This window comes from Pseudomonas sp. UMAB-40 (genome assembly GCF_900095275.1).
Taxonomy (GTDB): domain Bacteria; phylum Pseudomonadota; class Gammaproteobacteria; order Pseudomonadales; family Pseudomonadaceae; genus Aquipseudomonas; species Aquipseudomonas mandelii_B.
This window is the reverse complement of the sequence record NZ_LT607554.1, coordinates 324,194-338,440: the sequence shown is the minus strand read 5'-3', so window position 1 is coordinate 338,440 and position 14,247 is coordinate 324,194. Positions and strand designations below refer to the sequence as shown.

Below are 14,247 nucleotides of genomic sequence, written 5' to 3'. Positions count from 1 at the left end.
CGATAGCTGCGGTGAGCGTCGATTGTAATTAAGATGGCCGCATGTTTCTTCCAGCCAAGGTGCCAACCGTGAGCGTGAACAACCCTCTTTTGCAGTCCTACGACCTGCCGCCGTTCTCGGCGATCCGTGCCGAACACGTGCAACCGGCCATTGAACAGATCCTGGCTGACAACCGTGCCGCCATTATCGAGATCCTCGACAGCCAGGGCAAACAACCGACCTGGGCCGGCCTGGTGCTGGCAATGGACGAACTGAACGATCGTCTGGGCGCCGCCTGGAGCCCGGTCAGTCACCTCAATGCCGTGTGCAACAGCGCCGAATTGCGCGAAGCCTACGAGTCCTGCCTGCCGGCCTTGAGCGCCTACTCCACCGAGCTGGGCCAGAACCGTGAGCTGTTCGAGGCCTTCGAAGCCTTGGCGAACAGCCCGGAAGCCGCCGGTTTCGACGTGGCGCAGAAAACCATCCTCGAACACGCCCTGCGAGACTTCCGTCTGTCGGGTATCGACCTGCCGGAAGCCGAACAGAAGCGTTACGCCGAAGTGCAAAGCAAATTGTCGGAGCTGGGCAGCCGCTTCTCCAACCAGCTACTCGACGCGACTCAAGCCTGGACCAAGCACGTGACCGATGAAGCCGCCCTTGCCGGCCTCACCGATTCGGCCAAGGCGCAAATGGCCGCCGCTGCACAGGCCAAAGATCTGGACGGCTTCCTCATCACGCTGGAATTCCCGAGCTATTACGCGGTGATGACCTACGCCCAGGACCGTGCCCTGCGCGAAGAAGTCTACGCTGCCTATTGCACCCGCGCGTCGGACCAAGGCCCGAACGCCGGTCAGAACGATAACGGCCCGGTCATGGAAGAAATCCTCGACCTGCGTCAGGAGCTGGCCAAGTTGCTTGGCTTCGCCAGTTTCTCGGAACTGAGCCTGGCCACCAAAATGGCTGAATCCAGCGATCAGGTCCTCAGCTTCCTGCGCGATCTGGCCAAACGCAGCAAGCCGTTCGCCGCCCAGGATCTGGAACAGCTCAGGGCCTACGCCGCCGAACAAGGCTGCCCGGACCTGCAAAGCTGGGACAGCGGTTTCTACGGCGAAAAGCTTCGCGAACAACGTTACAGCGTGGCCCAGGAAGCACTGCGCGCTTACTTTCCGATCGACAAAGTGCTGGGCGGCCTGTTCGCTATCGTCCAGCGCCTGTACGGCATCGAGATCGCCGAACTGAAAGGCTTCGACGCCTGGCACCCGGATGTTCGCCTGTTCGAAATCAAGGAAAACGGCCAGCACGTCGGCCGCTTCTTCTTCGACCTCTATGCCCGCGCCAACAAGCGTGGCGGAGCCTGGATGGACGGCGCCCGCGACCGTCGCCGCACGATCAGCGGCGTGCTGCAAAGCCCGGTGGCCAATCTGGTGTGCAACTTCACCCCGGCCGACAGCGGAAAACCGGCCCTGCTGACCCACGATGAAGTCACCACCCTGTTCCACGAATTCGGCCATGGCCTGCATCACCTGCTGACCCGCGTTGAACACGCCGGCGTGTCCGGCATCAACGGCGTGGCTTGGGATGCGGTGGAGCTGCCAAGTCAGTTCATGGAAAACTGGTGCTGGGAGCCGGAAGGCCTGGCGCTGATCTCCGGTCACTACGAAACCGGCGAGCCGCTGCCTCAAGATCTTCTGGAGAAAATGCTCGCAGCGAAGAACTTCCAGTCGGGCCTGATGATGGTGCGCCAACTCGAGTTCTCGCTGTTCGACTTCGAACTGCACGCCACCCACGGCGACGGCCGCAGCGTGCTGCAAGTGCTCGAAGGCGTGCGCGACGAGGTGTCGGTGATGCGTCCACCGGCCTACAATCGCTTCCCGAACAGCTTCGCCCACATCTTCGCCGGCGGTTACGCAGCGGGTTACTACAGCTACAAGTGGGCCGAAGTGCTGTCGGCCGACGCCTTCTCGAAGTTCGAAGAAGACGGCGTGCTCAATGCCGAAACAGGTCGTGCGTTCCGCGAAGCCATCCTGGCGCGTGGCGGTTCGCAGGAACCCATGGTGCTGTTCGTCGACTTCCGTGGCCGTGCGCCATCGATTGACGCACTCTTGCGCCATAGCGGCCTGAGTGAGGACGCGGCAGCATGAGCGAGGGGCCTGTGATCACGAAAAGACGCTTTATCGCCGGGGCGGTCTGCCCGGCCTGTAGCGAGCCGGACAAATTGATGATGTGGAACGAAGACGAGGTCCCGCATCGCGAATGCGTGGCCTGCGGTTATTCGGACACGCTCAATGAACAAGGACTGTCAGTGCCCAAGGAATTGGGCACGCGGGTCAACACGTCGGCGCTCAAGGTGCCGGACGCCAAGGTTCAGGCGGTGCAGTTCTTCCCGAACCCGAAGTTGAAGAAAAAGCCTGACGAGCAACACTGAGTCAACTCCACCTTCCACCCTTTGACGGGGTGGAAGGTGGTATCTATTTACCACCCTTCCCCCGCGCGTCCTCCTTAGGCTGAATCCTTCAGCCCTATTCAAGGAAGACGCCATGCCTGATAACAATCCTCTGCTAAAGCACTGGGATCTGCCGCCCTGGCAGGACATCCGCGCCGAACACCTGGTGCCTGCCATCGACACCCTTGTTGCCGACAACCGCCAGGCCATTGCCGGAATTATCGCGAGCCAATCCACGATCCCCAACTGGGATGATCTGGTATTGGCCGTTGATGAAACCGATGCGCGTCTGGATGAGGCCATGGGCGTCATCGAAACCCTTTCTATGGTGAAACATGAGGGCAAGGCCTGGGACGCTGCCAGCGCGGCTTGCAGTGATGCCGCTGCGCAGTACATATCTGAAAAGATGGGTAATCACGCACTGTTCCGGGCTTATCAGCGGCTGGCGCAGAGTCCGGCTGCGGCGAATTACGATGAGCCGCGCAAAGCGGTCTTGAACAAGATTCTGCGCCGGTTTCGCTTGTCCGGCATCGAACTGCCCATCGACCAACAGCAGACGCTGGCCCGGCTGAATCGCGACATCGGGGTGCTGCAAAGCCTGTTCATGACCAACCTGGAAGGCGCCAGCGCAGCCTGGACAAAGCGCATCGACGACGACTCGCAATTGCGCGGTTTGTCTGCGGCGACACTGGAGCGTCTGGCAGTCAACGCGCAGCAGGCAGGGCACGAAGGCTGGCTGATGCGTCTGGACCAGGACAGCTTCACTCGCGTCATGGCCTATGCCGAAGACCGATCCCTGCGTGAAGAATACTTTGTCGCCTACTCCACCCGAGCTTCCGATCAAGGCCCCCACGACGGGCAATTCGATAATGGTCCAGTGCTGGAGGTGCTGTTATCCATGCGTCACCAGAAAGCCAGGTTGCTGGGGTATGAGAACTTCGCGCAACTCAGCCTTGTCACGGAAATGGCCGAATCCACCGCGCAAGTCACCGGTTTCCTGCGGCGGCAAATCGTGCAAGCCGCACCGGAACTCGAGAAGGACGCACAAGAACTCAAGGCATTTGCGCTTGAGCGCGGCATGACTGAGGTCCACCCTTGGGATCACGAGTTTCTCGCCGAACAGCTACGCCAGCAACGTCTCGGCGGGGCGTTGAAAGACCTGAGATCGTACTTTCCGCTGGACGGGACGCTGCATCGACTTTGCCTGTTCAGCGAGCGCATGTTTGGCATCCAGATCGTCGAACAGCGGGCATTCAGCCGCTGGCATGACAGCGTGCGCCTGTTTGAAATCAGCGAGCATGGCCAGGTCGTCGGGCACATTTACCTCGACCCTTTCCATCGGGATGAAGCGCCGGACTTTGCCTGGACCGCTACGCTACGTAATCGGCGACTGGACGCCGAAGGTCGATTGACGCTGCCGATCGCCGTGCTTCATGGCAACTTCACGCCCGGGAATGCCGAACGTCCTTGCCTTCTCGCTCATAAGGACCTGCGCGTTCTGTTCCATGAGTTCGGCCATTGCTTGCAGCACGTTCTGACCCACTCGCCTCACCATCGCCTGTCCGGTATCACCCAACTGGGACGCGATACGGCAGAGTTCACCGGGCAATTGTTCGAGCTTTGGTGCCAGTCAGGGGAGTTTCTGCTGTGGCTGGCCGCTCACCACCAGAGCGGCGAGCGTCTGGCCGAAACGCGAGTCGACGCAGCTTTGGCAGCCATCCAGACCCAGACCAGCCGGCAAACCGCAGAGCTGTTACTGGCCGCGTTGTTCGACTTCGAATTGCACCGCAGGCAAGGTGATGGCCGAAGCGTTGAACAAATTTTCGACGACGTGCTGCGAGAGATTCCCCACCTGCAACTGCCGCCCTACTGTCGGTTCGCCAACAGCTTCGATTACATGGTGACCGGGTACGCGGCGTCGGTTTATGCCTACAAATGGTCGGGTGTACTGGCGACCGAGGCATTCAAACGGTTTCAGCAGCATTGGGTATTCAACCCGCAAACCGGCAAGGCCTTTCGCGAAGCCTTTTTTTCACCGGGGGATTCGCGCTCGCTGTTGGTCGCCCTGGAAGAATTCCTCGGAGAACCAATCGCCGACAGCTTTTTCACATCGCCGCCCAGTAGCGCTCCCCGCTGAACTGATGCTTATTCGACGTGGGCGGATTTGAACCAATTTTTCATCGAGCAGGCCGCAAACGGGCTGGTGCTGCAATCGCCGTTGGCGAGCGCGGTTCGAAGCTTGTCAGCATCGGCCTGCATCATGTAACGCACACCGTCCTTGAAATGGGTGCTGTCACCAAAGCCGCCCTGGGTCATTTCGTTCAGGGCGTCCTCCTTGCTCCAGCCTTGCACCACCACCCGATACATCGCCGCGATCAGGCCGGTGCGGTCCGAACCGTGTTTGCAGTGCATGAGCACCGGGCCATGGGATTCGGCGGTCTGGATGGCACGCAGGGCTTTGAGCACCTGGGCGTCATCCACGTGATTGGTGCGATAGGGCAGCTGCACCTGAGTAATGTCCGGCGTGGACAACCAGCTTGAATCCGACTCGGGCAGAAAATTGATGACAGTCGCGACGTTGAGTTTTTTCAGCAGCGATACGGCGCCGCTGTCGGGCAAGGCGCTGCGGTAAAGCGTCGGGGACATTTGATAGAGGTTGTATTGCACCTCGACCGGCTGAGCCCATTCCGCCGGGCGGGGCGATGCGCTGTCGTCAGCGAAGGCCATCGTCAGGTTGAAAAGTGCGGCCAGCGACAACAGGCATGTTGCAGTTAAGAAGCGCAATCGGGGCATGCTCGGACGACCGTGTGGGGAAAAGTGGTTAGGTGCCACATAGCTTTAGCCCTGAGCAGTCAAAGGCCCGTGAGACTTCTGTCAAAGATCCGTGAATTGAAGGATTTAAACCTGCTTTCGTATGGCTGGCGCTTAATAAAAAAAGCGGTACTAAAATTCCATTCCGCTTTAAGTACTTACTCAAATTGCATGCGCATGAATACTTAAAAGTTTCATGCGCTCAATAACAATCAAGGATTAACGATTTTTGAATACGCTGTCGCCAGAGCAATCAGAACGGCCTTGTCCTGGGCATCGACAGTCCTGTCACCGTTCACGTCCGCCGGGTTTTGACGCATGGAGAAGGTTAAACCACCGTCATTCGAAACGGCTTCATGGGTGCTAGAGTCCAGCAGGGAGTACGTAGGCGTGCGGTGTTCCGGGTCATAACCCTCTTCTTTCAAAGCAAACTGCATGGAAACCCGAACTTCTTTCGGACTAACGACAGACGGGGCCAACCGTTGTAGAAAGACACCGCGCTGATTGTAATTCGACATTAATTAAATCCTTTTAATAGTGATAACACGTTAACTTCGTGTGATGCGCATAATACCGATTGATTATAACCAAGTTACTTTCTATCTGTTTCTCATCATTACAAGAAGCTCATTAGTAATAAACAACCCGTCGCGACTTAACACCTTTTCAGGCGCTGAACGGCACTGGCCTATTCGGCCGCGGCCATATACTGTATGAACATACAGCTTAAGGATGATGTCGATGGCGACCCCTCTGCCACCTCGCGGCCGCGGCACCGCAACCAACCCGCACAACCGCTTCGCGCCGAATCGCTCGGTGGCCGAGGATGACGGCTGGTATCAGGAAGCGCCGATCACCCAGGGCACGGAAGTGCGCATTGAAACGGCGAAAACCATCATCACCCGTAACACTTCCCCGGACCTGCCTTTTGATCGCTCGATCAATCCCTATCGTGGTTGCGAGCACGGTTGCATCTACTGCTACGCGCGACCCAGCCATGCCTATTGGGACATGTCACCCGGGCTGGATTTCGAAACCAAACTGATCGCCAAGACCAACGCCGCCGATGTACTGGAAGAACAGCTGTCCAAACGAGGCTATCAATGCGCGCCGATCAATCTGGGCTCCAACACCGATCCCTATCAGCCGATCGAGCGCGAACACAAAATCACCCGCCAGACCCTTGAGGTGCTGCTGCGTTACCGGCATCCGGTGACCATCATCACCAAGGGCTCGCTGATTCTTCGGGATCTGGACCTGCTGGCCGAACTCGCCGGGCAACGGCTGGTGGCGGTAATGATCAGCCTCACCACCCTCGACGATGAACTCAAACGCATCCTCGAACCGCGCGCCGCTGCACCCAAGGCCCGGTTGCGGGCGATCCGCGTGATGCGTGAAGCGGGAATTCCGGTGGGCGTGCTGTGTTCGCCGATGATTCCGATGATCAACGACAGCGAACTCGAAAGCCTGCTCACCGAGGCCCATGCTGCCGGTGCCCAGAGCGCCGCTTACATGATGTTGCGCCTGCCGCTGGAAGTAGCGCCGCTGTTCGAAGAATGGCTGGCCGCCCACTATCCGCAGCGTGCCGCTCATGTGTTGAGCCTGATTCGTCAAAGCCGCGGCGGGGAGCTTTACGACAGTCGGTTTGGCGCCCGGATGCGCGGTGAAGGGCCGTTTGCCGATCTGTTGGCGCAACGCTTTGCCAAAACCATCAAGCGCCTGGGGCTCAATCGTCGGGAAGGATTCGACCTGGACTGCGACGCCTTCTGTCCGCCGGGTCGCCAGATGTCGTTGATTTGAGGACAATTGGCCTATGGTTGAGTAGTGGGAAAATCACTTGGCCATTACGCTGGTCACGTTTTTAGTGACCTGGAACACACGTTCTAGAGCACTTGATTCAGTTTGAGTTAAGTTTCGGCAGATACCTTGTTCATCGAGTGACTGACGGGTCGAGATGTTCGGCCTGGATGTTTTTTAAACAGCCACTGGCTTCACACCGGACAAAACGGGAAAATTCCCTGACTCCGCCAAAGAGGATGAATCATGAGTGACAAGGATAAACAGCCGTTGGCTGCGTCGGCTTCTGCCCAACCCCAGGCGGAAACCGCCGATGCAGCGCTGAAGCATATCGTTGACGGCTTTTTGCATTTTCATCACGAGGTTTTTCCCCAGCAGGAAGAACTCTTCAAAAAACTCGCCACGGCCCAAAGCCCCCGAGCGATGTTCATCGCCTGCGCCGATTCGCGCATCGTTCCTGAACTGATCACCCAAAGCGCCCCCGGCGACCTGTTCGTGACCCGAAACGTCGGCAACGTTGTGCCGCCTTATGGGCAGATGAACGGCGGTGTTTCCACGGCCATCGAATACGCGGTCCTGGCCCTCGGCGTACAGCACATCATCATTTGCGGCCACTCCGACTGTGGCGCGATGCGCGCCGTGCTCAACCCGCAAAGCCTGGAAAAAATGCCTACGGTCAAAGCCTGGCTGCGCCATGCGGAAGTGGCGAAAACCATGGTCCAGGAAAACTGCCATTGCGCTGACGAAAGCGAAAGCATGCACGTCCTCACCGAAGAGAACGTGATCGCCCAGCTTCAGCATTTGCGCACGCATCCGTCCGTGGCCTCGCGCATGGCCAACGGTCAGCTGTTTATCCATGGCTGGATCTACAACATCGAAACCAGCGAAATCAGAGCTTACGACGCGGACAAAGGGTGTTTCCTGCCGCTTGATGGCAGTCATCCGATTCCCGTGGCGACGCCCAAAGCGCGCTTCTAAATCCTCCCAGGTGTGGTTTAGCCGAGGCTGCTGATCGAGCAGCCTGGCTTTGCCATGCCTGAAGAAAACTTCGGGAGAATCATCATGCGTGCTGCGCAATTGAAAGCTGTTCTGCCGCGGGAGCTGCTGGCATCCGTGGTTGTGTTTCTCGTCGCCCTGCCCTTGTGCATGGGCATTGCCATCGCCTCGGGCCTGCCGCCGGCCAAGGGTTTGATCACCGGGATCATCGGTGGTCTGGTGGTGGGCTGGATTGCCGGCTCACCGCTGCAAGTCAGCGGCCCGGCGGCGGGTCTGGCGGTTCTGGTGTTCGAACTGGTGCGCCAGCACGGCATTGCCATGCTCGGGCCCATCCTGCTGTTGGCGGGTTTTCTGCAACTGATGGCCGGGCGCTTCAAGCTGGGTTGCTGGTTTCGGGTCACGGCGCCTGCGGTGGTGTACGGCATGCTTGCCGGGATTGGCGTGCTGATCGTGTTGTCGCAAGTGCATGTGATGCTCGACGCCGTGCCCAAGCCCTCGGGGCTGGATAACCTGGCAGCCTTCCCGGCGGCCGTCCTCCAGGCCTTGCCCTCCCTTGGCTGGCAAGCCGGTTTGCTTGGGCTGTCGACGATTGCGGTGATGTGGCTGTGGGAGAAATTCCGTCCCCACTCCCTGCGTTTCATTCCCGGCGCGCTGCTTGGCGTGGGTCTGGCGACGGTCGCCAGCCTGATGCTCGCCTTGCAGGTCAAACGCGTGGAAGTCCCGGCCAACCTGGCAGAAGCCATCGACTGGCTGAAACCTGCCGATTTGCTCAATCTGGCTGACCCGACCTTACTGATCGCGGCATTTGCCGTGGCGTTTATTGCCAGCGCCGAGACCCTGCTCTCCGCCGCGGCAGTGGACCGCATGCACAGCGGCCAGCGCTCCGATTTCGATCGGGAATTGTCGGCACAGGGCGTCGGCAACATGCTCTGCGGTCTGCTTGGCGCGCTGCCCATGACCGGTGTGATCGTGCGCAGTTCGGCCAATGTCCAGGCCGGCGCCACTACGCGAATGTCGGCGATCTTCCACGGTCTGTGGTTGCTGGCTTTCGTCTTGCTGCTGTCCAGTGTGCTGCAAAGCATTCCGGTGGCGAGCCTGGCGGGCGTGCTGGTGTATACCGGTTTCAAACTGGTCGACCTCAAGGCGTTTCGCGGCCTGGGCCGTTATGGCCGGATGCCGATGTTCACTTACGCGGCGACGGCGCTGGCAATCATCTTCACCGACCTGCTGACCGGCGTGCTGATCGGCTTCGGGTTGACCCTGGCCAAACTGGCCTGGAAAGCCTCGCGGTTGAAAATCAGCCTGATCGACCTGCCGGCCGACGGTGAGATGGAGTTACGACTGACGGGGGCCGCAACCTTTCTCAAGGTGCCGGCGTTGACCCAGGTGCTGGGAACGATTCCCCCAGGCGCGACGGTGCATGTGCCGCTCAACAACCTGAGCTACATCGATCACTCGTGTCTGGAATTGCTTGAGGAATGGGGTCGGGCCAATGCGGCCAAAGGGTCGAAGCTGATTATTGAAGCGCGGGGGTTGAAGCGCAGGCTTGAAGGGCGGTTGCGGACCACTACCGGAGTTGGTTCAGCCGCGTAGAAAACAGTGTGGGAGCGAGCCTGCTCGCGATTGCGGTGTGTCATTCAGCAATAATGTCGACTGATGCACCGCTTTCGCGAGCAGGCTCGCTCCCACAGGGGATGGTGTTGATTCTAAAGAATCAGGCAGCTGGCTGATCCAGCTCCAGCCCTACGCCCAACTGGCGCGACAGGCATGGCCAGCGCTTCCATGCAGCGCCGGTGTCCGGGCTGTTGAGTTTTTCGCGGTAGGCCTCCACGGACTCCAGCGCGAAACTGTCTTCATCAAGCATCTCGTCCACGGCGTGATGCACCGCCTCATCCAGTTGATTGGCGAAGTCCTCGCCGATCAGTTGGTGGGCAATCAGGTTGGCGACCGTCATGTCCAAAGGGATCAGTGGCTGGCCAAAATGCTTGATGTACAGGTCATTGACCTCTTCTACCAACCGATGCGCCAGATAAGCTTCGTCCAGCAGGCTGTCCAGGCCGACATGACCGGCCATGATTGCCGGTGGCTGGAGGAAGAACTGCTCGGCGATTTTCAGCACCGGCTTGATCTGTGATTCGATACCCGCTTCCCTGGCGACTTCATTGGCTGCGTCCAGCAGGTCCGGCACTTGCTCTATATACGCGGCCACAAAACGCGTCATCACGCCGTTGGCGTCGACATCCGGCAATTGGATGGCGGAGTGAAGGTGTGGCAATTGAGTTTCAAGCTGACGAGTCAGCAGGCCGGTTTCGGCCTCGTGTTGTTGGGCTTTTTGGATCTGCTCGCGCAATGCGGCGGTGTTCATGAAAACTCCAGGAAACAAAGGCAATGAAATAGGGAAGACATAACTTAGCTGGCTTATGAAAAATGCTAAGACGCATTTGTCATAATTGTTTCATCCTTGAGACGCCTCCGTTATATCGATTTGCCACCACTCGTCTGCATCCTTCTCCATTCGTGCCCTTGAACGCAAGTCCCACCTGTTTCAGATCATTTACGCCATCACGTTGCGAGGTAGCAGTCGCTGTCTATACTCGGGTGGGAATGGAGTTAGCTGATGACGCCCGACTGCACACGCAGCAAGGCTCGGCGATTCAAGTTTCGTAGTCTGAAAAAGCCGCTCCCTTGCCGCAGGTGAAAGCCGGCGGGATAACAAGAACGATAAGGGGAACCCGCAATGATGCGACATCCACACGTCTGGATGGGCCTCCTGTTGTGGTCGATTTTCAGCCAGGCGCAAGCCGCCTGGACTGTGAATATGGCGCCGGGAGCGACTGAAATCAGTCACGCAGTATTTGACCTGCACATGACCATTTTCTGGATCTGTGTAGTGATCGGCATCATCGTCTTCGGCGCCATGTTCTGGTCGATGATGGTCCACCGCCGCTCCACCGGGCAGGTGGCCGCAAAATTTCATGAAAGCACCACCGTCGAAATCCTCTGGACCATCGTGCCCTTCCTGATCCTGGTGGCCATGGCGGTTCCTGCGACGGCAACCCTGATCAAGATGTACGACGCCAGTGAGCCGGATATCGATATCCAGGTCACCGGCTATCAGTGGAAGTGGCATTACAAATACCTGGGCCAGGACGTCGAGTTCTTCAGCAACCTGACGACCCCCGCCGAGCAGATCCACAACAAGGAAACCAAGGGCGAGCATTACTTGCTCGAGGTCGACAAGCCATTAGTGCTGCCGATTGGCGCCAAGGTGCGCTTCCTTGTGACGTCGGCAGACGTTATCCACTCCTGGTGGGTGCCGGCCTTTGCGGTCAAGCGCGATGCGATTCCGGGGTTCGTCAACGAAGCCTGGACCCGCGTCGACAAACCCGGCATCTACCGTGGCCAGTGCGCCGAACTGTGCGGCAAAGACCATGGCTTCATGCCGATCGTGGTCGAGGTCAAGGAAAAGGCCGATTACGAAAAATGGCTGGCCGAGCGCAAGGCCGAAGCCCTGCAGCTTAAAGAACTGACCAGCAAGGAATGGACCCTCGACGAGCTCAAGGAGCGCGGCGACAAGGTTTATCACACCACCTGCGTCGCCTGTCACCAGGCCGAAGGCCAGGGCTTGCCGCCGATGTTCCCGGCGCTCAAGGGCTCGAAAATCGCCACCGGACCGAAAGAAGGTCACCTGAGCATTGTCTTCCACGGCAAGCCCGGCACCGCCATGGCGGCGTTCGGCAAGCAGCTCTCGGAAGTCGATATCGCGGCGGTTGTGACCTACGAACGTAACGCCTGGGGCAACAACAAAGGCGACATGGTCACTCCTAAAGAAGTGCTGGAGCTGAAACAGGCGGAAAGCAAATGATCCGGTCTATTGCGCAACCAAGGAACCGGTCGGGGCAGCGCGCCCCGGCCTGCCCAGCCCATCTGTTTGCAGGAGACACGCCATGAGCGCCGTCATCGATGACCATGGTCATGCCGATCACGCCCACGGTCCCGCCAAAGGCCTGATGCGTTGGGTGCTGACCACCAACCACAAGGACATCGGCACGCTGTACCTGTGGTTTGCGTTTTCCATGTTCCTGTTGGGCGGCTCGTTCGCGATGGTGATTCGCGCCGAGCTGTTCCAGCCGGGGCTGCAAATCGTCGAACCGGCGTTCTTCAACCAGATGACCACCATGCACGGTCTGGTGATGGTGTTCGGTGCGGTAATGCCAGCGTTCGTCGGCCTCGCCAACTGGATGATCCCGTTGATGATCGGCGCGCCCGACATGGCCCTGCCACGGATGAACAACTTCAGCTTCTGGCTGTTACCGGCGGCGTTCATCCTGCTGGTGTCGACCCTGTTCACCCCCGGTGGCGGACCGAACTTCGGCTGGACGTTCTACGCCCCGCTGTCGACGACCTATGCACCGGAAAGCGTGACCTTCTTCATCTTCGCCATCCACTTGATGGGGATCAGCTCGATCATGGGTGCGATCAACGTGATCGCGACCATCCTCAACCTGCGCGCCCCCGGCATGACGTTGATGAAAATGCCGCTGTTCGTCTGGACCTGGCTGATCACCGCGTTCCTGCTGATCGCGGTGATGCCGGTGCTGGCGGGTTGCGTGACGATGATGCTGATGGACATCCACTTCGGCACCAGCTTCTTCAGTGCCGCCGGTGGCGGGGACCCGGTACTGTTCCAGCATGTGTTCTGGTTCTTCGGTCACCCCGAGGTGTACATCATGATCCTGCCGGCCTTCGGTGCCGTCAGCTCGATCATCCCGACCTTCTCGCGCAAGCCGCTGTTTGGCTACACCTCGATGGTCTACGCCACGGCGAGCATCGCGTTCCTGTCGTTCATCGTCTGGGCACACCACATGTTCGTGGTCGGCATTCCGCTGGTGGGCGAGTTGTTCTTCATGTACGCCACACTGCTGATCGCGGTGCCTACCGGGGTGAAAGTGTTCAACTGGGCCAGCACCATGTGGCAAGGCTCGCTGACCTTCGAGACACCGATGCTGTTCGCGGTGGCGTTCGTGATTCTGTTCTCCATCGGCGGCTTCTCCGGACTGATGCTGGCCATCGCCCCGGCGGACTTCCAGTACCAGGACACCTACTTTGTGGTCGCGCATTTCCACTATGTATTGGTGCCGGGGGCGATCTTCGGGATCTTCGCGTCGGCCTACTACTGGCTGCCGAAATGGACCGGCCACATGTACGACGAAACCCTCGGCAAGCTGCATTTCTGGCTCTCGTTCATCGGCATGAACATGGCGTTCTTCCCGATGCACTTCGTGGGCCTGGCGGGCATGCCGCGACGGATTCCGGACTACAACCTGCAATTCGCCGACTTCAACATGGTGTCGTCGATTGGTGCGTTCATGTTCGGCGCCACGCAGATCTTCTTCCTGTTCATCGTGATCAAGACCATTCGCGGCGGCCCGCCAGCACCGGCCAAACCGTGGGATGGCGCGGAAGGCCTGGAGTGGAGCATCCCGTCACCAGCGCCGTATCACACCTTCACCACGCCGCCGGAAGTGAAATGAACACCGCCCTCGCAGGAGCCGGCTTGCTGGCGATGAACGATAACGCGGTGCGCCTGATGCACCGCGGTGTTTGGATCGCCAGCAAGCCGGCTCATACATGGGTTGGCGCAGGAGTTGGAAATCATGGCTGATTCGATTTCGATGAAAAAACTCGTCACCCGTCTGCTGTTGGTGGTGGTGGCGATGTTTGTCTTCGGGTTTGCCCTGGTGCCGATCTACGACGTGATGTGCAAGGCGTTCGGCATCAACGGCAAGACCTCCGGGCAGTACGAAGGCGAGCAGACGGTCGACACGTCGCGGCAGGTGCGCGTGCAGTTTCTGTCGACCAATTCCGCCGACATGTCCTGGGATTTCTATCCCAAAAGTGACGAACTGACGGCCAACCCGGGGGCCGTGAACGAGATGATTTTTATCGCGCACAACCCGACCGACAAACCGATGAGCGCCCAGGCAGTGCCGAGCATCGCACCCAGCAACGCGGCGGCGTACTTCCACAAAACCGAATGTTTCTGCTTTACCCAGCAAGTGCTGCAGCCCGGTCAACGGATCGAGATGCCGGTACGTTTCATCGTTGACCGCGACATGCCCAAGGAAGTGAAGCACCTGACGCTGTCCTACACGCTGTTCGATATCACCGCCCGACATCCACCGGTAGCTGTAAACACTGGCGGCTGAGCGTGCCCGATA

Annotated in this window: 12 protein-coding genes; 9 read left to right on the top strand and 3 right to left on the bottom strand. The window is 59.0% G+C overall.

The window, feature by feature from the left end:
* Window positions 1-41 precede the first annotated feature (41 nt).
* From prlC to K0F88_RS07990, 3 genes are all read left to right on the top strand, one after another.
* A complete protein-coding gene (prlC, locus tag K0F88_RS08000) occupies window positions 42-2,120 on the top strand; it encodes an oligopeptidase A (protein WP_219094772.1) in 2,079 nt (692 codons plus the stop codon).
* Window positions 2,117-2,404 (top strand): YheV family putative zinc ribbon protein, encoded by a 288-nt coding sequence (locus tag K0F88_RS07995; protein ID WP_059403677.1) that lies wholly within the window; start codon window positions 2,117-2,119, stop codon window positions 2,402-2,404. Before prlC ends, K0F88_RS07995 begins: the two co-directional genes overlap by 4 nt.
* Before the next feature lie 112 nt (window positions 2,405-2,516).
* Complete coding sequence (locus tag K0F88_RS07990; RefSeq protein ID WP_094469777.1) at window positions 2,517-4,559, top strand: M3 family metallopeptidase; 2,043 nt, start codon at window positions 2,517-2,519, stop codon at window positions 4,557-4,559.
* Between the two features lie 8 nt (window positions 4,560-4,567).
* On the opposite strand, the gene K0F88_RS07985 is transcribed toward K0F88_RS07990, so the two are convergent.
* Together K0F88_RS07985 and K0F88_RS07980 are read right to left on the bottom strand one after the other, a co-directional pair.
* A complete protein-coding gene (locus K0F88_RS07985; protein WP_219094771.1) occupies window positions 4,568-5,215 on the bottom strand; it encodes a dual specificity protein phosphatase family protein in 648 nt (215 codons plus the stop codon).
* Between the two features lie 230 nt (window positions 5,216-5,445).
* Window positions 5,446-5,751 (bottom strand): hypothetical protein, encoded by a 306-nt coding sequence (locus K0F88_RS07980; protein ID WP_094469780.1) that lies wholly within the window; start codon window positions 5,749-5,751, stop codon window positions 5,446-5,448.
* 223 nt (window positions 5,752-5,974) lie between these two features.
* Between K0F88_RS07980 and K0F88_RS07975 the strand changes: the two genes are divergently transcribed.
* The 3 genes from K0F88_RS07975 to K0F88_RS07965 all read left to right on the top strand — a co-directional run bounded on the left by K0F88_RS07975 (window position 5,975) and on the right by K0F88_RS07965 (window position 9,619).
* On the top strand, window positions 5,975-7,033 hold the full coding sequence (locus K0F88_RS07975; protein ID WP_219094770.1) for a PA0069 family radical SAM protein: 1,059 nt from the start codon (window positions 5,975-5,977) through the stop codon (window positions 7,031-7,033).
* A 243-nt stretch (window positions 7,034-7,276) separates the two neighbouring features.
* On the top strand, window positions 7,277-8,008 hold the full coding sequence (locus K0F88_RS07970; protein ID WP_219094769.1) for a carbonic anhydrase: 732 nt from the start codon (window positions 7,277-7,279) through the stop codon (window positions 8,006-8,008).
* Between the two features lie 84 nt (window positions 8,009-8,092).
* The gene (locus K0F88_RS07965; RefSeq protein WP_219094768.1) at window positions 8,093-9,619 is read left to right on the top strand and encodes a SulP family inorganic anion transporter; all 1,527 of its coding nucleotides are present in this window, start codon (window positions 8,093-8,095) and stop codon (window positions 9,617-9,619) included.
* A 121-nt stretch (window positions 9,620-9,740) separates the two neighbouring features.
* On the opposite strand, the gene K0F88_RS07960 is transcribed toward K0F88_RS07965, so the two are convergent.
* A complete protein-coding gene (locus tag K0F88_RS07960; RefSeq protein WP_094469784.1) occupies window positions 9,741-10,391 on the bottom strand; it encodes a hypothetical protein in 651 nt (216 codons plus the stop codon).
* Window positions 10,392-10,763: 372 nt separating this feature from the next.
* On the opposite strand from K0F88_RS07960, the gene coxB reads away from it, so the two are divergent.
* The 3 genes from coxB to K0F88_RS07945 all read left to right on the top strand — a co-directional run bounded on the left by coxB (window position 10,764) and on the right by K0F88_RS07945 (window position 14,235).
* Window positions 10,764-11,891 (top strand): cytochrome c oxidase subunit II, encoded by a 1,128-nt coding sequence (coxB, locus tag K0F88_RS07955; RefSeq protein ID WP_219094767.1) that lies wholly within the window; start codon window positions 10,764-10,766, stop codon window positions 11,889-11,891.
* An 82-nt stretch (window positions 11,892-11,973) separates the two neighbouring features.
* Complete coding sequence (gene ctaD, locus K0F88_RS07950) at window positions 11,974-13,560, top strand: cytochrome c oxidase subunit I (protein ID WP_150711544.1); 1,587 nt, start codon at window positions 11,974-11,976, stop codon at window positions 13,558-13,560.
* Window positions 13,561-13,683: 123 nt separating this feature from the next.
* A complete protein-coding gene (locus K0F88_RS07945) occupies window positions 13,684-14,235 on the top strand; it encodes a cytochrome c oxidase assembly protein (RefSeq protein ID WP_219094766.1) in 552 nt (183 codons plus the stop codon).
* Window positions 14,236-14,247 lie beyond the last annotated feature (12 nt).